General features: G+C 61.8%; 16 protein-coding genes. 5 read left to right on the forward strand and 11 right to left on the reverse strand.

Going from position 1 to position 20527, the window contains the following annotated elements:
• Window positions 1–129: 129 nt before the first annotated feature.
• Complete coding sequence (locus R3F00_RS11280; RefSeq protein WP_371281890.1) at window positions 130–2193, reverse strand: TonB-dependent receptor; 2064 nt, start codon at window positions 2191–2193, stop codon at window positions 130–132.
• Between the two features lie 128 nt (window positions 2194–2321).
• Here R3F00_RS11280 and R3F00_RS11285 point away from each other — a divergent pair, with 128 nt between their 5' ends.
• The 3 genes from R3F00_RS11285 to R3F00_RS11295 all read left to right on the forward strand — a co-directional run bounded on the left by R3F00_RS11285 (window position 2322) and on the right by R3F00_RS11295 (window position 4086).
• Window positions 2322–2774, forward strand: coding sequence for a MerC domain-containing protein (locus R3F00_RS11285; protein ID WP_371281891.1), 453 nt, complete (start codon window positions 2322–2324; stop codon window positions 2772–2774).
• Window positions 2775–2852: 78 nt separating this feature from the next.
• On the forward strand, window positions 2853–3794 hold the full coding sequence (locus R3F00_RS11290; protein ID WP_371281892.1) for a cation diffusion facilitator family transporter: 942 nt from the start codon (window positions 2853–2855) through the stop codon (window positions 3792–3794).
• A gap of 73 nt (window positions 3795–3867) precedes the next feature.
• A complete protein-coding gene (locus R3F00_RS11295) occupies window positions 3868–4086 on the forward strand; it encodes a 30S ribosomal protein THX (RefSeq protein ID WP_371281893.1) in 219 nt (72 codons plus the stop codon).
• Between the two features lie 74 nt (window positions 4087–4160).
• Here R3F00_RS11295 and R3F00_RS11300 read toward each other — a convergent pair whose 3' ends face one another.
• Together R3F00_RS11300 and hutI are read right to left on the reverse strand one after the other, a co-directional pair.
• Window positions 4161–5171, reverse strand: coding sequence for a patatin-like phospholipase family protein (locus tag R3F00_RS11300; protein WP_371281895.1), 1011 nt, complete (start codon window positions 5169–5171; stop codon window positions 4161–4163).
• Between the two features lie 27 nt (window positions 5172–5198).
• Entirely contained in the window at window positions 5199–6443 is a 1245-nt protein-coding gene (gene hutI, locus R3F00_RS11305; RefSeq protein WP_371281896.1) for an imidazolonepropionase, read from the reverse strand.
• Between the two features lie 113 nt (window positions 6444–6556).
• Between hutI and R3F00_RS11310 the strand changes: the two genes are divergently transcribed.
• Window positions 6557–7987 (forward strand): formimidoylglutamate deiminase, encoded by a 1431-nt coding sequence (locus tag R3F00_RS11310; RefSeq protein WP_371281897.1) that lies wholly within the window; start codon window positions 6557–6559, stop codon window positions 7985–7987.
• A gap of 281 nt (window positions 7988–8268) precedes the next feature.
• Here the strand turns inward: R3F00_RS11310 and R3F00_RS11315 are convergent, their stop codons facing one another.
• Window positions 8269–9516: an ectonucleotide pyrophosphatase/phosphodiesterase gene (locus R3F00_RS11315; protein WP_371281898.1), complete on the reverse strand. Its 1248-nt coding sequence runs from the start codon at window positions 9514–9516 to the stop codon at window positions 8269–8271.
• Window positions 9517–9680: 164 nt separating this feature from the next.
• Between R3F00_RS11315 and hutU the strand changes: the two genes are divergently transcribed.
• On the forward strand, window positions 9681–11351 hold the full coding sequence (gene hutU, locus R3F00_RS11320; protein ID WP_371281899.1) for a urocanate hydratase: 1671 nt from the start codon (window positions 9681–9683) through the stop codon (window positions 11349–11351).
• 113 nt (window positions 11352–11464) lie between these two features.
• Here hutU and R3F00_RS11325 read toward each other — a convergent pair whose 3' ends face one another.
• From R3F00_RS11325 to R3F00_RS11355, 7 genes are all read right to left on the reverse strand, one after another.
• Complete coding sequence (locus R3F00_RS11325) at window positions 11465–12217, reverse strand: alpha/beta hydrolase (protein WP_371281901.1); 753 nt, start codon at window positions 12215–12217, stop codon at window positions 11465–11467.
• Between the two features lie 189 nt (window positions 12218–12406).
• Window positions 12407–15532, reverse strand: coding sequence for an efflux RND transporter permease subunit (locus tag R3F00_RS11330; protein ID WP_371281902.1), 3126 nt, complete (start codon window positions 15530–15532; stop codon window positions 12407–12409).
• Window positions 15533–16645, reverse strand: a complete 1113-nt coding sequence (locus R3F00_RS11335) for an efflux RND transporter periplasmic adaptor subunit (RefSeq protein WP_371281903.1) — start codon at window positions 16643–16645, stop codon at window positions 15533–15535.
• A gap of 94 nt (window positions 16646–16739) precedes the next feature.
• Window positions 16740–17291, reverse strand: a complete 552-nt coding sequence (locus R3F00_RS11340) for a DinB family protein (RefSeq protein WP_371281904.1) — start codon at window positions 17289–17291, stop codon at window positions 16740–16742.
• A gap of 116 nt (window positions 17292–17407) precedes the next feature.
• Entirely contained in the window at window positions 17408–18694 is a 1287-nt protein-coding gene (locus R3F00_RS11345; protein WP_371281906.1) for an amidohydrolase family protein, read from the reverse strand.
• Between the two features lie 377 nt (window positions 18695–19071).
• Window positions 19072–20043 (reverse strand): magnesium/cobalt transporter CorA, encoded by a 972-nt coding sequence (gene corA, locus R3F00_RS11350; RefSeq protein ID WP_371281908.1) that lies wholly within the window; start codon window positions 20041–20043, stop codon window positions 19072–19074.
• Window positions 20044–20086: 43 nt separating this feature from the next.
• Window positions 20087–20482, reverse strand: coding sequence for an MAPEG family protein (locus tag R3F00_RS11355; protein WP_371281909.1), 396 nt, complete (start codon window positions 20480–20482; stop codon window positions 20087–20089).
• Between the last annotated feature and the right edge of the window lie 45 nt (window positions 20483–20527).

A 20527-nucleotide genomic window follows, 5' to 3' on the forward strand; every position in this document is an offset into this window, starting at 1 on the left:
GCACCCCAGCCCTCTCCCGAGGGGAGAGGGAGGCAAGCCACTGCTCATTCAACCCTTGCCCGAAGAGCGAGGGAGTCGAACGCCTGTATTCAGCCTGCAACCCGGCGCACAAACGCCGGGTTGGTCAAGTCAGAAAAACGCGCGGATTCCCAATGCGACCGAGCGGCCAGGCAAGGGGGCGACATCCTTGATGAAGGACGTAGACAGGCGGGCCGTCTCGTTGCCGAGGTTGGTGGCATCAAGAAACGCCTCCCAACTTACTCGCTGATCCGCATTGAACGTGTAACTCAGGTGCGCGTTGACCAGCGTGAACGCTGCCGTCTCGGTTTCATAATCCGGTACGTCGTCCTGCTTGAAATAGTGCGCAAGACCGATATTGGCCCGCCAGGCATCGGAGTTCCAGTAGAGATCGAGTCCCGCTCTGGCTGGTGCAATTCTCGGCAGCTCGCCACCATCGGTGAGATACGCATTGACCGTATCGCCCCAAACCCTCAGCAGATAAACGCCGCTGGGTCCGCTCGAAAGCTGGATCTTGGCTTCGCCTTCGAAGCCGTTGAACTTTGCGTTCGCCTGAGTCCATTGACGTACGGGGAGGTCGTCTTCGATATCTCCTGTGTCGTCCAGATAGATGAAATCATCGAATCGATTGGTGTAGGCCGCCAGATTGACTTCAACCGTGTCGCCGTGAAAATGCAGGCCAAGTTCGAGCTGATTCGCGGTCTCCTCGTTCAGATCCGCATCGCCGATTTCGAATGCGCCGGTCGCCAGATGTGGACCATTGGCAAACAGCTCTTCTTCTGCTGGCGCGCGCTCGGCGCGATCCAGATTGGCGGTCATGTGCCACTCATCGGTAAACCGGTAACTGGCCCCGGCGGACAGGCTGAAGGGGTTGAAATCCCTCTTTGGCCCGTCATCAGGCTCACTCGACTGGCTGTCGATTCGAGCGCCGAGCTCCAGGCCGAAATTGCCGAAGTCCTTTTGTTCAAGGACGAACAGGCCAAGGCCCTTGGTGGTTGTCCTGGGTACGAACGCCTCGTCGCCGATTGCTTCGAACGTACGATCCAGGAATTGCAGGCCGACCGCACCTTTCCAGCCCGATGCGTCATTGTGGACAAGCTCGATGCGTCCCTCATTGCCGTCGTTGTTGAAGACGGTCCCAACCTCGTCACCCTCGAACTCGGTATGGGTGTAGTCGATGTGCCCGAAGCTGAATCGCAGGCTGTTGAAACCGGGCATCGGATCGGTCAGTTCGCCCTTGAGGTCATAGCGAGTCTGCGCCAGTTTCAGGGTAACCGGGCCTTCTTCTTCATCTCCGGGTTCGGCCGGATTGCCGTAATTGTCGAGATAGCGAGAAACGGCGAGGCCCACATAGCCGCGATCGCCAATCCAGGAGGCGCCGATTGCGCCGGACTCGGTGTCAAGAAAACTGTTGGCCAGGGTACCGCCAGGAATGCTGTAGTCGTTCGCATTTCGCTTGGCCCCATCGACATGAATTGCAAATCCCCCGGTGCCTGCGTCCAGTCGGAACATGCCAGTTCCGCTGTCATCCGCGCTGGCCCCGCGAAGCTCGCCGCGTCCGCTGAGTCCATTCTCGGGAATGGCTTGCGGAACTCGGCCATCCACAACATTGACCACGCCACCAATGGCTCCCGAGCCGTAGAGCAGGGTTGAAGGCCCCTTGAGGACTTCGATCTGGTCTGCAAGAAAGGGTTCGATGGCGACAGCATGATCCTGGCTCACGTTCGAAACGTCGCCTGAACTGAGTCCATTGGACAGAACCGCCACTCGCGATCCTTCCTGTCCGCGAATAACCGGCCTGCCTACGCCGGCACCGAATGAGGTGGTCTGGATTCCCAACTCGTTTGCCAGGGTTTCGCCGATGGTTGCCGCTTTGGCATCGTCCAGGTCCGAACCTCTCAGCATTACAACGGGCGTGATGATCTCGTCGATGCCCAGTTGCATCGGAAAGGCGTTGACCACGACGCTCGGCAAGGTGCCGTCTTTTTCTTCTTGCTTGCCCGGCTGAACAGACTTGTCCTCTTCGGAGCTGGAATCTGGCCCGGACCCGACGACCACGTCTGGTGAGGCGGCGGTTTCCGCGCGGACGGGCAGGGGCATCACTATCGCGATTGCGACAGCGATGGCTGATGCCAGTGGAAGCCTCGATATCGGTGATCTGGCGCTTGTATTCATGATGGTTGTCGGGTTTGAAGTTGTGACGTTATAATATAACATATAACCGTGAGCTCGGGTCAAGCCGAACTCCCGCTCCCATTCCATTCGAGCGAGGCATGCTGATGCTTGCGCTATTCTTCAAATCAATGAACCTTCCACGAGCCAACGATCCGCAAAAGGTCAATCCTGATGCGATGCGAAAGACCGGAATCGACCAGCGCATTGATCGCTTCGGGGCGTTCGCCTCGATGCTCTGCGCCGTGCACTGCGCCTTGTTGCCGGTGGTCTTTGGTGTGCTGCCGGCGCTCGGCCTGGGCTTTCTCGCCAACCACGCCTATGAGCAGGCATTCGTCGGCTTCGCGATCCTGCTGGCGTCCGTCAGTCTCTGGTTTGGTCTGCGCAAGCACGGCAGCTATCTGGCGTTTCTGTTTCTCGTGCCCGGAATCATCCTGCTCGTTGTCGGCGTACTGATCGGATCCGATCATGAGAACAGCGGCCACGCGCTGATCGTCAGCATCGGCGGCACCCTGGTGGCCGTTTCCCATCTGGCCAACTTGCGCCTTGGCCATGTGCACGGGCCGAACTGCGACCACGTTTGATCTGCGCGGACCCGGCGTGATTGTGTAACCCCGGCTTGCCTGACTAGCATGGCTGGATTGACTACCTGATCGGCGCGCATGCACTCCCATCACCACGACCATGAGCACGAACACGGGCAGGCCGCTGGCGGATCGCCGCAACGCGAACGACGGCTGCTGTTCGCCTTTGGCCTGACCACGATCACCATGGTCGCCGAGGCAGTTGGCGGCTGGATTTCGGGCTCGCTGGCCCTGCTCGCCGATGCCGGGCACATGCTGGTCGATGCCGGGGCGCTGATGTTTGCCTGGCTGGGGGCGCTCTTTGCGCGGCGCCCGGCCGACGCGCTGCGCAGTTTCGGTTACGCGCGGTTGGAAGTGCTGGTTGGCTACACGAATTCCCTGACCCAGATCCTGCTGGTCGCCTGGATCGCCTATGAGGCGGTGACACGCTTCATGAACCCCGCGCCGATTCTGTCCGGGACAATGCTCGTCGTTGCCCTGGCCGGTTTGCTGGTCAACCTGTTCGTGCTGCGGGTCCTGGGCGGACACGAACATGACGATCTCAATACGGCGGCCGCGCGCCTGCACGTCATTGGCGACCTGCTTGGCTCGATCGGCGCGGTGGCGGCGGCGCTTGTGGTTCGTTATCTGGATTGGCTGTGGGCGGATCCTGCGATCTCGATTTTCGTTTCGCTGCTGATCCTGACCAGTGCCTGGCGACTGCTGCGTCGCAGCGCCCATATCCTGCTTGAAGGTGTTCCCGAGGGAGTCGATTCCGGCGAGGTGTCGGAGAAACTCGAGGCGGACATTGCCGATGTCCGCGAAATCCACCACGTCCACGTCTGGCAGCTCGGAGGCGGTCAACGGATGGCCACGTTGCACGCAAGACTGCACGAGGGCGGCGACCCGGATCGGGCGATACGATCCATCCAGGATGCCTTGCGCGGGCACTTCGGTGTCAGCCATGCCACGGTACAGATCGAGGCCGTGGGGTGTTCTCAGGTCAGTTGTGCGACGGGCCAGGATATCTGCAAGCCGTGATTCGACTTGCGCTTTGCCACGGCACTGCTATCCTTCCCGCCCTTTGTTCGCCGAATTATCTAGAGGAATACCGATGGGCCGTGGTGACCGCAAGACCCGCAAGGGCAAAATCGCTATCCGCAGTTATGGCAACGTGCGTCCGCACTCGGACAGCAGCGTCGTAGTTGCCAAGCCGAAGGCGGCAGCCAAGTCTGCGGCCAAACCTGCCGCCAAGACTGCGGCAAAGACCGCGACCAAGACGGCCGCCAAGAAGGCGCCAGCAAAGAAGGCTGCGGCCAAGAAGGCCGAGTAATCGCCAGGCCGGAGTGGTCCGGCCGCGATAGCAGAGTAACCCAGCAGGCCCCCGCACAGCGGGGGTTTGTCGTTTCAGGCGGTACCGGCCTGCATGAGCGGGGAAGATCCTGAAACGATGTGCGCCTGCGGCTCGCCGAGCCAGGCCTCGGCCCGTCTGCGACCGTGATCGCGCAAGGCGGTCAGGAAACTGATCGACGTGTTGAAGCCGGCCCTGGCCCGAAAAGCATCGAGGGATTCTCCGGGCTCTATCAGATGGATTTGAAGGTTCTTCACGCGTCGACCCAGCCAGCTCAGCGTCATCGCCCCCTCCAGCGCATCCTTGGCCAAAGCCAGTGTCCGGAGTTCGCGCAGAAAGGCGCTGGAAAATCCGAGCTCGCTCATGCGCTCGGCGATCCTGGCAGCGGTGTCGGGAATTTCCTTGCGATCCAGCGGCTGCACCAGCACGGCGAGAATCCTGGATGAAAGGCCGCGGTGGACCAGCGGCTCGAGCACCGGATTGCCGGCCCAGCCGCCATCCCAGTAGACCTCGCCATCGATCTTGACCGATTCGAAGATCTGCGGCAGGCAGGTGGATGCCAGCAACGCATCGATACCCACTTGCTCGGGACCGAACATGACCAGGGCACCATCACGCACGCGTGTAGCGGCCAGATGAAGCGGGAACGGCGAGTGCTCGCGCAGGCCGTCGAAATCAAACAGGGATTCCGCAATCTGGCGCACCGGATTCAATCCCAGCGGATTGATCTGTCGGGGCGTGAAGTAGCGATGCAGGTTTTGCGCGGCCTTCTTGCCCGAACGTACCTGTGAACCGAAGATCCACGCCGAGGCGTGGGTATGGGCTGCGACCCGGTGCCAGAGTTCGGAGAGGCAGGCGCGCGCGCCTTCGGAGCCGCCATCCATCCAGCCTTGCGCAAGCGCGAGCGCGTTGAGTGCGCCACTACTGGTTCCGCTGACCTGCTCGATCTCGAAACCGGGCTCCTCGAGCAGGCGATCGAGCACGCCCCAGGTAAACGCGCCGTGCGCACCGCCTCCCTGGAGTGCAAGGGCGGTCGGGCCGGTGATCGAATCTTGCGGTTTGCCCATGATCTGACAGAAATCCGAATGGACCGGCTAGCCGGAAACGTTCTTGCCGGCAGCGAAAACCCGGCGTGCCAGCGGACCACCTATCCAGTAGCAGAGATCCGCCGGCGAGCCGATGTCCCAGACCACAAAATCGGCGCGCAATCCGGGTGCGAGTCGTCCGCGGTCATCCAGGTCCAGGGCACGGGCGGCATGCAGGGTCGCTCCGCGCAGGGCTTCCTCCGGGGTTAATCGAAACAGCGTGCAGGCCATGTTCATGGCCAGTCGCAGCGACAGCATCGGCGAGGTGCCCGGGTTCAGGTCAGTAGCCACCGCCATCGGCACCTGGTGCTCGCGCAGTGCAGCGATCGGCGGGAGCATGGTGTCGCGAAGCGCGTAAAAGGCGCCAGGCAGCAGCACGGCCACCGTGCCCGACTTCGCCATTGCCTGTACGCCATCGATACTGGTGTGTTCGACATGATCGGCCGAGAGTCCGTCAAACTCGGCGCTCAAGCCGGCGCCACCCAGGTCTGACAACTGGTCTGCATGAAGTTTGACGCGCAAGCCCAGCGCACGGGCCTTTTCGAAAACGCGTCGCGTTTCTTCCGCGGTGAAAGCGATCTTCTCGCAGAAGGCATCGACGGCATCGGCCAGCCCGCTTTCGGCAATCGCCGGCATCATCACTTCGCAGACATGCTCGACATAGTCGCCTTGGCGACCGGCAAACTCGGCTGGCAGCGCGTGCGCACCTAGAAACGTGGTGCGCACGGTCACGCCGAGGGTCTCGCCAATCCTGCGTGCGACGCGCAGCATTTTCATTTCGTTGTCGAGGTCGAGTCCGTATCCCGACTTGATTTCCAGCGTGGTCACGCCGTCGGCGACCAGGGCGCGCGCGCGCGGGATGGACTCAGCAAGCAACTCGTCCTCGCTGAGCGAACGGGTCTCGCGGACGGTCGAGGCGATGCCGCCGCCGGAACGGGCGATTTCTTCGTAGCTCGCGCCGTTCAGGCGCAGATCGAACTCCTGCGCGCGATTGCCGCCGAACACGAGGTGGGTGTGGCAGTCGATCAACCCGGGGGTAATCCAGGCGCCGGCCAGCGACTCGACTCGGGTCGCAAGGTGCTGGGGCAAGTCGGGCAGGGCATGCATGGCATTGGCGAAAACGATGCGGCCGTCTTTCCAGCCCAGCGCCGCATGGCGGATCTCCCCATACGGCGCACCGTTGTCGTCCATGCTGGCCAGATGACAATCGATCAGCAGTACGTCCCAGCGTTGTTGCGATGCATTGGTGTTCATGTCGCGATTATCGCAGACCCTGCGCACTCTGCTCATGCGGGCTCGATGCAGGCCGATTTCAACAAATTGTCGGGTCGGCGGATAATCAACGGTTCCACCCTGGGAGTGCGCGCATGAGCAGTCGAGTGTTTCAGGCCGGGAATGCCTGGTTGCAGAACGGATGGCAGCCCGACGTTCGCATCGAGATCGACACGGGCCGCTACCTGACCGGCGCGCTGCTGGATGTCACTCCCGCATCCGGGAACAACAATGAATCGCTCGGGCGCTGGGTGGTTCCGGGCATGCCAAACCTGCATTCGCATGCCTTTCAGCGCGCCATGGCAGGTCTGGCCGAGCATCGCGGTGATCCTGCCGACAGTTTCTGGACCTGGCGCGAGGTCATGTATGGGTTTGCCGGGATGGTGGGTCCCGACGAGTTGCGTGTCATTGCTACCCAGCTTTATGTCGAGATGCTCAAGGCCGGCTACACCCAGGTCTGCGAATTCCACTATCTGCACCATCAGCCGGATGGCAGGCCGTATGCCGATCCTGCCGCCATGTCACTGGCCCTGGTGGACGCCGCGCAGGAAGCCGGAATCGGGCTGACCCTGCTGCCGACCCTGTACATGACCGGTGGATTCGACGGGCGGGCCCTGGTCGAACGGCAGCGGCGCTTCGCCCACGATGTCGACGGATTCCTGCGATTGGTGGAACGCTTGCGCATGCTCGAGAGCTCGCATCTGCGCATCGGCATTGCCTTGCATTCGCTGCGCGCCGTTCCCGAAGATGCCATGAATGCCGTGCTCGCCGGCATCGCGAAACTGCCGCCGTCGCGCAGCGGTACTCCGAACGCGATGATGCCGATCCATATCCACATTGCCGAGCAGATCGGCGAAGTGCAGGACTGCCTGGCCGTCCGCAATGCGCGCCCGGTCGAATGGCTGCTCGACCACGCCAATGTCGATGCGCGCTGGTGTCTCGTGCATGCCACCCACGTCGACAGAATTGAAGTGGAGAAACTGGCGGCGACTCATGCCGTGGCCGGCCTGTGTCCCACGACCGAAGCCAATCTCGGCGATGGACTCTTTCCGCTCAGGGACTGGCTCGACAAGGGTGGCTCGATCGGGATCGGATCGGACAGCCATATTTCCGTATCGCCGGTCGAGGAGATGCGCTGGCTCGAGTATGGGCAACGCCTGCTCACGCGGCATCGGAACATCAGCGCGAATGCAACGCAACCCAGCACCGGCGCCGTGTTGTTCGAGGCCTGCCTGGCCGGCGGCGCACGTGCATCTGGCATGCCGATCGGATTGCTTGAAGGCGGCGACGCCAGTCTGCCTTCGGTGGGTCATCGGGCAGACCTGCTGGTTCTCGATGATCACTCGCCACTGCTGGCGGGTCGCAGCCCCTCGAATGTTCTCGACACCTGGATCTTTGCGGGCAATTCGAATCTGGTTCGCGATGTCATGGTCAATGGAGAATGGGTCGTGCGCGATTTCCGGCATCGCGACGAGGCACGCATTGCCGCGCGCTATCGGGCCGTGATCGCGCGATTGCACGAATGACTACGGTTGTCCCGGAGCGATGTCGGGTTTGAATGACGCTGACTTGACGCCGATTCCTGCATTTCGTCCTCCCAGCGCCGGCTGGGATCGAGTTCTTGCCTGGACTTTGCCGTGACAACAGGAAAACTGGATGACCGGGTGTTCGGCTGTTGAAACGCTCTTCCAGCCTGCCCTGGCATGACGAAACACGAGGTTCGTAGTACCGGGCAGCTCTGAGCTTGTCGAAGGGCATTGCACGTCTACGACTCACCGTTCGTTCTGAGCATGTCGAGGGACTTCCGCTAGTGTCTATTTGTTCTGGCGACGCCTATCGGCTCCAGCGCACCGCCGAGCATGTCGAAATTGCCATCGTTCGGTTCGGCTTTCAGGCCCAGCAAGTAGGCGAGCAGTGGATACACGTCGACATTGTCGAACGGCGGCAAGACGACACCGGAACGGAACGCAGGCCCGTGCGCAATGAAGATCGCGCGCATGTCCGGGTCGTCGTTGTCGTAGCCGTGTTCGCCCAGAGAGAAATGATCTTTCCTGGCCAGCCAGGTACGGCTGGCAATGATCCAGCCATGATTGGCCAGGCACAGTATGGGTGGCACGCGCCGGTGTGTGCCGTAATGAAAGCGCGCGGGCAGCTCCGATTTTTTCCAGCACTGCATGTGATCGTGCTTGCCGAGCAGGATGGCCTCGACCTTGTGGGTCTGGCCGGGGTTGGGGGCGATACCGGTGAGCACGCCGTAGCTGATGGTGCGGGCTGCCTCGCCCGGCAATATTTCATCGAGAATGACGACCCGCTCGGGCGAGGTCGCGACCATGCCGTGATCCGATACGATGACCAGGTTGACCGCATGTTCCAGGCCTCGCTCGATCAGGCCGTCGACCAGGCGTCGCACCATCGCATCGACAATGCGCAGTTCCGCATTCAATTCCACGGAATCCGGTCCGAAGTGATGCCCCGTCTTGTCGATCGTGTCGAGGTAGAGGGTCATCAGGCTTGGGCGCTGGTCGATCGGCAGGGTCAGCCAACCCAGAACGTTGTCGACGCGCGTCACCGCTTCAAGTTCCTCATCGTATCTGGACCAGAAATCCGGATGCGACCCTTGCACGGGTGCTTCGGATCCCGGCCAGAACATGATCCCGGAGTGCAGCCCCGCGCGTTTGGCCGTGATCCACAAGGGCGTCGCGTCGTTCCACCAGCGCGCATTTTCGATCGCCTGGCGATTCGAAGCAGCGAAGCGTTGATCCGGAATCTGCCCGTCCTCCATGATATTGGCGACGATGCCGTTGCGGTCCGGTCGCAGTCCCGTGATCAGGGCATAGTGGTTGGGGAATGTCAGGGTCGGAAAGGATGGGCGCATGTAGCGCGCGCGCACGCCGGAATCGGCCAGTGCATTGAGCGTCGGGGTCAAGCCGCGGTCAAGAAACTCCGCGCGAAATCCGTCGATGGAAATCAGTATCAGCGGCGTGGGCCGTGTCGCCTCGGTTGCCGAATCACGTGTTCCTGGACCGCTGCAGGCCAGCGGGAGCAACAGCAGCATGGGTGCAAGCAGGCGGTACCGGATCGACATTGGCTCGTCAGGGCGGGGCAGTGGTATTCATTCTCGCCGATCCACATGACAGCTGGCCATCCGCTTGCGCGCCCTTCGGGGGCAGGCGCGCGACTTCGGCCCTATAATCGCGCAATCGATTTTGGAGACGTCAGATGAATGCACCCGAGCGTATCGACACCAACCGAACCATTCGAGCGCCTCGTGGCAGCGAACTGACTTGCAGGAGCTGGCTCAGCGAAGCGCCGTTCCGGATGCTGCAGAACAATCTCGATCCGGAAGTGGCCGAGAACCCGGCCGAGCTCGTGGTCTATGGTGGTATTGGCCGTGCAGCGCGCAACTGGGAGTGCTACGACGCGATCCTCGAGGCACTGAAGGAACTGGGTGACGACGAAACCCTGCTCGTGCAGTCCGGGAAGCCGGTCGGCGTGTTTCCGACCCATGTCGATGCGCCGCGCGTGCTGATCGCCAATTCCAATCTGGTTCCGCACTGGGCCACCTGGGAGCATTTCAACGAACTCGATCGCAAGGGCCTGATGATGTACGGCCAGATGACCGCGGGTTCGTGGATCTACATCGGCTCGCAGGGAATCGTCCAGGGCACCTACGAAACCTTCGTTGAAATGGGCCGTCAGCATTACGAGGGCCATCTCAAGGGAAAGTGGATCCTGACGGCCGGACTCGGCGGCATGGGTGGCGCGCAGCCGCTGGCTGCCAGCCTCGCCGGCGCCTGCTCGCTGAATATCGAATGCCAGCAACGCTGCATCGATTTCCGCCTGCGCACGCGCTATGTCGATGAGCAGGCGACTGATCTCGATGACGCGTTGGCACGTATCGAGAAGTATACGAAGTCTGGCGAGGCAAAATCGATAGCCTTGCTCGGCAATGCGGCCGAAATTCTGCCCGAGCTGGTGCGCCGAGGGGTGCGCCCCGATGCGGTCACCGATCAGACCAGCGCACACGATCCCGTGCATGGCTATTTGCCGATCGGCTGGACGGTCGAGCAATGGCTGGCCGAGCAGAAGGCAAACCCGGACAAGGTCCGCGACGCCGCCAAGAAATCGATGCGCGTGCATGTGGAAGCCATGCTCGCCTTCGAGAAGAAGGGCATCCCGACCTTCGACTATGGCAACAATATTCGCCAGATGGCCAAGGACGAGGGGTGCACGAATGCTTTCGATTTTCCGGGTTTCGTGCCCGCCTATGTGCGTCCGCTGTTCTGTCGTGGCATCGGACCGTTCCGCTGGGTCGCCCTGAGTGGCGATCCGGAAGATATCTACAAGACCGACGCCAAGGTCAAGGAGCTGATCCCGGATGACGGGGCGTTACACAACTGGCTCGACATGGCTCGCGAGCGCATCAGTTTCCAGGGCCTGCCCGCACGCATCTGCTGGGTCGGGCTCGGCCTGCGTGACAAGCTCGGCCTTGCCTTCAATGAAATGGTCCGCAACGGAGAACTGAAAGCGCCGATCGTGATCGGTCGCGATCACCTCGATTCCGGCAGCGTGGCCAGCCCGAATCGCGAAACCGAATCGATGCAGGATGGCAGCGATGCAGTCAGCGATTGGCCGCTGCTCAACGCCATGCTCAACGTTGCCGGCGGCGCGACCTGGGTATCACTGCATCACGGTGGCGGTGTCGGCATGGGCTTCTCGCAGCACTCCGGCGTCGTCATTGTCTGCGACGGCACGGAAGCGGCCGACAAGCGTATTGCGCGCGTGCTCTGGAATGATCCCGGTACAGGTGTAATGCGGCATGCCGATGCGGGTTACGAGATCGCGAAAGCCTGTGCGAAGGAGCAGGGACTCAAGCTGCCGATGGCCTGAATCCTTCGCCTTGCCTGCCGTGCCTTTTGTATGAGCTGGCTTCAGCCGCGAGATTTTGTCGCAACGAGGCGAAGAGCATCACGGCTGAAGCCTGTTCCTGCGAAGGGCGTGCGTCAATGGACGTTCTCGGCGGTCTCCAGCAACATCGTCGTCGCTGGTAGCCACAGGTTCCAGTCGTGACCACCGGGCAGCATTCGCACGTTTGAGGCAGGCAGCGCCTGGCCCATCAATTCATTGGACTCCCGAAAGTCTTCATGCTCGCCGTAGGCGAGCCAAACCGCATTCCGGCGCGAGGCATCGTTGTTCCACTGCTGGATCGTGCGCCAGAGTTCCCGCTCGAATGTATCGGGCCCAAGTGGCTGGACCGGACCGGGATTCCAGTCCGCGATTGAACCCGCGGAACGGATCTCGTCTTGAACGAGGCGTCCACCCAGATAGGGCGAAAGCAGCACGATGCCGTCGACGGTGCCCGGATACTCATGTTCATGCAGTATTGCACCCATTCCGCCGAGCGAGATCCCGAGCAGCCAGATCTCCGACACGCCGCGTGAACGCGCGGGCTCGATGATCTCCGTTTGCAGGCGCGAAGCAGCGAGCCCCTGACGGTAGAACGGAAGGGTAAGGCCGGTCAGCAGGACATCGGCGTCCGGCCAGGTGGCCTGAATCGTCGCTGCCATACCCTTGTCCTCCAGCCTGGCTACATCCTCGCCTCTGCCGGGCAGCACCACCACAAGTCGATTGGCAACCTGGGGCGCGCTGACCAGGGATCTCGGAATCGGCTTGCTGACGTCGCCGCCGGCGGCACACGCCGCGACCAGGGCGCCGCAGAGCATGGCCAGGGCAAACAATCCGGGTTTGGACCTCATCGATACCTCTCCGCCGTGAGGCAACGTTGAACGGGTGACGCTGCTGCCACCTTTTCAGCGTTGCCTTGCATATGGGTTCGTCGATCTTGAGATCATCCAGTGTGCTACGCGTCGCCTGAACATGAGCGGCATCCCGGAATGGCTGGCTACTCGATCGGCGCGTCCGGCGATGCCGGTTGACCGCAGGTCTCAGTAGCGCTGCCAGCGATCCGTCTGAGGCTTCGGGACTGTCTTGGGTTGCCGCTGCTGCATGAAGAAGCGGTACAGAACCGGCACGACGAACAAGGTCAGCAGACTGGAGAAGGCCAGACCCCAGACGATGCTGGAAGCGACCGGGCCCCAGAGCAGGGACTTGCCGCCGAGTCCGAATGCCAGCGAGGCCAGTCCAGCGATGGTCGTTCCTGTCGTCATCAGCACGGCAATGACGCGCCGGCGGGCCGCGTATACCGTGGCATGCAGGGTGCGCATGCCGGCATTGCGACGGTCATTGGCAGCGCTGATCAGGACGATGGCGGAATTCACGGCGATGCCGGTCAGGGCGATCACGCCGTACATCGTGAAGAGCGAAAGCGGGTTGCGCGAGATGACCAATCCCAGGGTAACGCCGGTGAATGCCAGCGGTACCGTGGACAGGATCAATATGGGCTGGAAGTAGCTACGGAACTGGGCAGCGAGGATCAGGTAGATCAGGCCCAGGCCGAGCAGGAACAACGGACCCATCGCATTCAGTGATTCGTTGATGTCATCGAGCTGGCCGGAAAAGTCGAGATCCGTGGCCGGGAATTGGCTCCGGATGATGTCCCATTTCGCGACCAGCTCGGCATTGGCCGCCGCGGTGTCGTTCTGATCAAGGTCGAGATCGGCCTCGACCGTGATGGCACGGCGAAGATTCCAATGCCGGATCAGGCCTGGGCTCTTGCTTTCACGCGCACTGACCAGTGAACCCAGTGGCACGCTTCCGCCTCCAGGCAAGGCTACCGGGTCATCCAGCACATCGCGAATGTTGTCGACCGAGCTGCGCGTCGATCGCACACGCAGCTCCATCTTTTCGCCGCGATCGCGAAGGTCGGCAATGATTTCGCCATCCACGTGCAGACCGATCAGGCGCGCAACCTGACCCGGATCGAGCCCGACATTGCGCGCCGCATCGATATCCACGACGAGGGCGAGTTCATTGCGACCCGGCACATCATCGTCGACGACATCCTTGCTGCCCTTGATGCCTGCAACGATCTTCTTCATCGCGTCGGCGGCGAGACGCAGCTCCTCGGGATCATCGGAGCGCACCTTGACACTGATCGGCTTGCCGGTAGGCGGCCCACCGGACAGCGCGAGGAAGGAGATCTCGCCGGCACCTGGTGTCGCCGAGACTTCGGCACGCATTTCCTCGATGATCTGTTCCAGCCGGCGCATGCCGGGTTTCCCCGGATTCAGCGACACGGCGATCTGGCCGTACTGATCGCCATACAGCGGTTCGACATCGGTGAACTTGATTCCGGCCAGCGAGGTCACCGCGCGGGCCTCGCCGTCCTTCAGTTGAGTGCGCACGACACTTTCGACCTTCATGGTCTGGCGCAAGGTGTCCTCGATGGATGCCTTGGAAGGCATGTCCACGTTGACATAGAAAAGCCGAATCGGGTCAAAGGCGAAAAACTGGAACTTGACCATGCCCAGCGCTATCGCCGCACCGGATGCCAGAAACAGGGCCAGGGCCAGCATGAGGTAGCGTCGCGGACGGCGCATGACGTGGATCAGGCAGTAGGCATAGAAGTTGCGCACGTTGCGCGTCCAGCGCTCCCGGATTCTCTGGCTTCGACCCCTGGAAATGGCTGACGTCCGCATCGCGCTGACATGCGCCGGCAGCATCCAGAAAGCCTCGACAAGGCTGACCAGCAAGCCGACCGTGACGACGAAAGGGATGACGAACATGAACTGCCCGATGATGCCGGGGAGGAGCATCAAGGGCAGGAAGGCGGCAATCGTGGTGCTGACCGCGGCGAGCACCGGCAAGCCGACTTCGCGCAGCGAATCGATGGCAGCATCGATACCGGTCACGCCGCGCTGGATGCGGTAGTACATGGCCTCGACCACGACCACGGCATCGTCGACCAGCATGCCGAGCACGATGACCACGCCAAGCAACACGGAAACGTTCAGGGTCGAGCCATAGCCCTGCAGGAACCAGAACGTGCCGCTGACCGAAAAGACCACGCCAAGGCTGACCATCAGCGCGATCCGGGTGCCGAGGAACACCCAGCAGACGGCCATGACCAGGAGCAGTCCGATCAGCGCGTTGGACTGCATGACGCCAAGTGCCTGGCGGGTGGGGATGGTCTGGTCATCGGCGAGATGCAGCTTCAGGCCGTCGTTCGCCAGCACCGGATTCCTGCTCTCGGTGTAGGCGCGGATGCGATCGACCAGTTCGAGCATGTTGGTGTTGGCGATCTTGGTCACCGTCAGCATGACGGCAGGTTGCCCATCGGTCGCTGCAAGCTGTCGCGGTACGTCGCTGCCCCGGCGTACCGTGGCCACCGCATCAAGCGGTACACGCGAAGATTCCGAGCCCGGAACGCGCAGGCTGAATCGAGCCAGCTCCCCCGGATCAGCGGTGGAGCCGGCGACACGAACCAGCCATTCGCCATCACGCGCATTGACCTTGCCGGCGAATACGTCGCGAAACCAGAGACGCAGGCTGTCGCTCAGCGCGGATGCCGTGAGCCCGCGCGAGGCCAGCGCCTGCGGGTCGAATTCGACCAGCAATTCGGGATCCTGGAATCCGAGCGCGAGTACCTGGTCGACGCCCGACAACTGCTCCAGATCTTCCTTGACCTTGCGCGCCGCGGAACGCAGCGTTTCGTCGCCCGCCTGGCCGGTCAGGACCACCATGGCGGTTGGAAATCCGTTCGAGGTGGTGATCTCGAGAATCCTCGGATCGACCACATCGGCCGGCAATTCGGTATTGGCCTTGTTCTGCAATTCGCGGCGCAGGTCATTGATGCGCTTGTCGAAGATGCGCTCGCTGATTTCGCGGAAGCGGACGAGGATATTGCTGACGCCTTCGCGTGACGAGCTCACCACGAAGCGCACGTCCTGGACGTTGCGGATGGCATCCTCGAGCGGATTGGTGACGCGTTCCTCGATGTCCGCTGCGGACGCACCGGGCAGGGCGGTGACGATATTGACCCAGTTGAAGTTGATTTCCGGATCCTGCTCGCGCGGCATGTTCATGTACGCCAGCGAGCCCATGATGATCACGACCACAAAGGCGATGTTCGCCAGTGGGTGATTCTCGATCATTGATCGCAGCAGGCGCACTCAGGCTTCTCCGCTCGAGCTCGGCTGGGCTGCCCTGGGCTTCGCTGGATGGCTTGTCGGTGCCGGATTGGCGGCTTCCCGGATGGCATCTCCGTCCTGCAGGGACTGCTGTCCGTGGGTGACGATCGGGAGATCACCGGGAAGATCCGCCATCACGGCGCGTCCGCTGCTGGCCTCGTCGATGGCGAGCCAGACGGCCTTTCCATCGCGCACGCTGAACAGACCCAGGGCGCCTTCGCGCTGGACCAGCAGGGATGGGGAGATTTCGTATCCGGCTCGCCGCCAATGCAGGCTGCCACTCAAGCCGGGCTGCGCAGCATCACCGATGAATTCCAGGCGAGCGATGCGTGTGCGCGAACCCGGATCGGTCGCCTCGGCGATCTGCAGCACGCGCAACGGATGGCGAACGCCGCGGAGTTCGAGAAAAATCTCGTCGGCCTGACCGAGGGCAGACGCCTGTTCGGGCTGCAGGCGCACTTCAACCTGCGGTGTCGCCAGATCGATCAGTCGCATCAGCGGCGTACCCGGCACCACGGCGTTGCCTACCTGCGCCATGCGTTGCACGACAACTCCGTCGAACGGGGCGTGGATTGTCGCCTTGTCCAGCTGTCTCGCAGCGACGGCCCTGGCGGCTTCGCGAATGCGCAAGTCGGCGCTGGCCGCCTCGGCCTGGGTCACGGCCACGCTCATCTCGTCGTCGGAAACATAGCTCTTCTCGTGCAGCTCGCGCGCGCGCTTCAGCCGTGCGTCGGCCTGTGCGGCTGCCGCCCTGGCGGCGGCGACCTGCGCATCGGCCTGGCCCAGTGCAAGACGGTAGTCGGTGGGATCCAGTTCGAGCAGTACCTGGCCGCGCTGCACGCTCGATCCGACATCGGCTCGAACCGCCAGCACCCGGGTTGCCAATTCTGCGCTGAGCGTGCTGTCGTTCAGCGGCACGACGTCTGCCGCAGCATTGCCACCGGCACGCGCTGCCACGTCTGCAAGCGACTCAACGACGATGCGCGGACCCTGGTCGACAGCAGCAGGCCCCGCGTTACCGGAATCCTCATCGCTGCATGCGCCCAGAAGCAGCGCGCACGACAGGCACAGGACGGCATTGGAAAAACGTGACATGGCGACCTCGGTTCGGCATCCCGAGGCGGGACCCGTCAATTTCCAGAACCCGCGAGTTTACTAAACTGCGGGAATTCTGGAAATGGCGCGATTCTCAATTGACCTGGTCTCGGTCTTCCTCCATCACCATCATGGCCAGATCGGTGACGCCGACGTCGATGCCGGCCTGATTGAGCAGGGTCGTGATCTGTCCGCGGTGGTGGGTTTGATGATTGAACACATGCTGCATCAGCGGCGAGAGCTGCCTGGTGAAGGTCTGTCCGGATGTATTCGCATAGGTGAGTTTCACCTCGTAGTCGGTGTCGTGTGCCTCTCCTGTCATGTCGATGATGACGTCGTCCATGGTGACGCGAGCGCGCCTGAGCTCCCCCAGTTCAGAATAGAGCTGCTGGGCGAGCGAAACCGGTGTCGGCAGCGAGGCCATGTAGCGCAGGGACGGAAAGCCGGCAGGATGCTTGGCGAACCGCTTCAGCCACAAGGTGTCGGCGACGAGGATGTGATTCAGCGTGCCGAAAACGGAACCGAAGAACGCGCCGCGATCGGCATGCAGGTCGGCCCGCGGCAAGCGCTCCGCAGCCGCATAGACCTTCTGGTTCATCCATCGGTTGTACCGCGCCAGCAATTCAAAATTGTCTTTCAGTGACATGACGGTTTCCTGTCAGGATTGCCCGGAGTTTCGCATTCTTGCTCGACGTTCTCGGCCATCGTCCACGTTGGCCGATCTGGCGGGTGTGACAGTGGCCGCATCACGAGCTGGTCCTTTCACTGTGGGTCGACAATGCGGCCCTTCCTGACCGTGAAGCGGATCTTCGTGGTGTTGTGGATGTCATCAAGAGGGTCGGCGTCCAGCACAAGCAGGTCGGCAATCCTGCCGGTCTCGATCGTGCCATGCGTTTCATTCAGCCCCATCGCGATGGCGCCATTGCGGGTGCCGGCCACGATGGCTTGCATAGGTGAAAAACCGGCCGCTTCGACCAGCAGCGCAAGCTCTTCATGCGTGTGCGGTAGCTCGAAGTCGTCCCCTGGTTCGAACCAGTCGGTACCTGTTGTCACCATCACGCCAGCCTCGTTGGCCAGCCGGGTTGCCTGCGCGCCCCAGGCAAAGGCCGCTTCTGTCCAGTCCATTTTCGGCACGCCCGGGTAGGACTGCATCGACTTGTACACATAGAGGGTCGCATCAAGAGTCACGCTGCGTCTGGCCATCTCGCGATACAAGGCGAGCAGGGCAGGGTGATCGGGGGGGATTTCCTTCCACGGTCCGGCTATGCGTTTTCCGTAATCGTCCGGCACGACTTCGACAGCTTCCCAGACCAGGTAAGGTGCATGCGCCAGTGAACCCACGCCCGCATTGACGAGATCGCTGGGGCGGGCCGAAAACACCGTGGCATGTGCGGTGCTGAGCATGCCCTGGCGCGTGCCCTCCTTGATCAGTTCTGCAGCAAGCTCGGGTGTCAGATCGCCATAGACCTTGATGTTCCGTGTACCACTGCCTCTGGCCTCGGCAATCAACTGGCGCAGGTCGCTGTCAGCCGTGACCACGTGGGCCCATGCGGCCTCCCCCGGCGGAAGACCCGAGGCCAACTGTGCAGTCGGCCCGTTGATGAAGATGTCCGGTCCGCCGAACATGGCGCTGAACACGATATTCGGTGCGACGAGCTCGCCGTTGCCGGATGCCCGTTGCAGTTCTGCCAGGGCGCGCGCATCGCCTCCGAGGTCGCGAACGCCGGTGACGCCGCCACGCACGGCGCGACGAAGGATTTTCTCGGCCATCTCGTGGGCGTTGGGAAATCGGGCCACATGCACGTGCGTGTCGATCAGGCCCGGCATCATCCAGGCGCCATCCAGTCCGACCCGGGTCCAGCGTGCGTCTGCTTCCGCAGTCGGCGCCTGACCCAGCGAATCGATCTGCACGATGATTCCATCCCGCGCAACCAATCTATCGACGTGACGCGTTCGTGCACCAGTGCCATCGATCAACTGAAAATCGAGAAGCTCAAGATACTCGGGCGCGCCCAGAGCAGGAGTGCAGGCGAGCAGAGTACAGAGCATCAGGAGCCGAAGGCGATCAAGGCAAAATCGAACTGGTTTCTTCCCGTCATCCCGACGGTATTGAGCGGCCGAACGGCTGGTCGGGTGGGACTGTGGCGGCAGGATTTGGCAACGAACATTCGCCCAGCGAATGGCCCGAAGGGGAGGCAGCAGCATGTCATCCCGTTCTGCACTTGATTCGCAAACGCAAGAACAAGAGCTGGGTCCCGGCCGCCGCCGGGATGACAGCTCGTTCAACATCGCCTTAGGAAAAGACATCACTACTGGATCCTGGCAGTAAAGCGCTGACAATTCGCATGGCACCGAACCTCGTTCTGGACAGAATGCACACGCGGGATGCACATGCCATTCGTCGTTTGCTAGTTTTCAGTCCCCGACTAGATCCAACCCTTGCGCCGAAACAGCACCAGCAAGCCGATCGCGACCGTACTCATGGCACCAAGCACCACGAAGTAGCTCCAGCGCCAGCTCAGTTCAGGCATGAATTCGAAGTTCATTCCGTAGATGCCGGCAATGAAGGTCAGCGGCACGAACAAGACAGTGACCACGGTCAGCACGCGCATTACATTATTGAGCCGATGCGCGGAGACCGACAGGTAGCCGTTGGTGAGATCGGCCGTTGTCTCGTATTGCAGCGTGGAGAGACTGTGCAATCGCTCGGCCTGCTCGAACAGATCGGTGAGCTGAGCAGGATTTATGCCGCGCGCACGGGGTTCGTGCGCGCGCAGGCTGGCGAAACACTTCTCGTGATAGGCACCGATGCGGCGCAGGCGTTTCAGCTGGCTGCTGAATTCCATCAGTTCGGCAAGCAGGCGGTCACTCGGCCGTTTCAGGATCAGCTCTTCGATTTCCTCCAGACGTGCCTCGATGCGAAGCAGGATGGGCAGATAGCGATCGAGCATGCGCCGAAGTATTGCGTAGAGCAGACGCCAGGCATCTTCGGGATCGGTCTGCTCGCCGGAAGCCAAAGCTTTCTCGACTTCGGTGACGCTCGCGGAAGGCTTCTCGTGTCGGGTAACCACGAGATTGTCACGCCAGAACAGGGCAAGCTGGATCGTTCCGAACTTGACGCTGGTGCTGGTCGCATCGAAGCCGCGCATGAGCAGAAAGCTCCAGCCTCCATCGAGATCTTCGTACTTGGGCGGATGGCGTGCGCGAAGCGCGTCGTCGACAGCCAGCTTGTCGAGGCCGATCCGGTTCATCAGGAAGTCTCGATGTTCGTCGGTGTTGTTGCCCACCAGATCAATCCAGACCAGTCGGTGGCCGGTCAGGCTGGAGCGGTCAAAGCGGGCAATGTCCACCTCGGCGCTCGTGTGGCCTTTGTCGTTCCATGCGGTGATCCTGATCATGCGTCCTCCGTCGTTGCGAGCTGACTTCGCGGCATGAATCGCTTCAGATCCCGGTGTTCAGCATGCTCATCACCGCGCCCGCAACGCCGGCAATCAGCAATACGCCGATGGGCAGGATGCTGATCGCGAAGCCCTTGTCGCGCTTCTTCGGATCGGCCACGTAGGCGCTCAAATAGATCATGCGGCCGATCAGGTAGATCCCGATCATGGCAGCCACGAAAAGGGGGTTCCAGTAGGCCGACGAAATCCACACGGCAGGAATCAGCATGATCAGCAGTTCCAGCGTGTTCATCTGCACGCGGTAGTAGCGCTCGAAGATGTCGTGCCCCGTGGTCGCCGGTGCGGAGACTCCGTATTTCTGCCGCGCGCCGCCGACGCGAAAGCCAAAATAGATGAACTGGAAGATCGCGAGCAGCACAAGAAGGTTGACCAGGGCCATGACGTTTCCTCGTTGGGTTGTAAAGCCGGATGATGAGCGGATTCG

It is taken from the genome of Dokdonella sp., assembly GCF_041395345.1.
Classification (GTDB): domain Bacteria; phylum Pseudomonadota; class Gammaproteobacteria; order Xanthomonadales; family Rhodanobacteraceae; genus Dokdonella.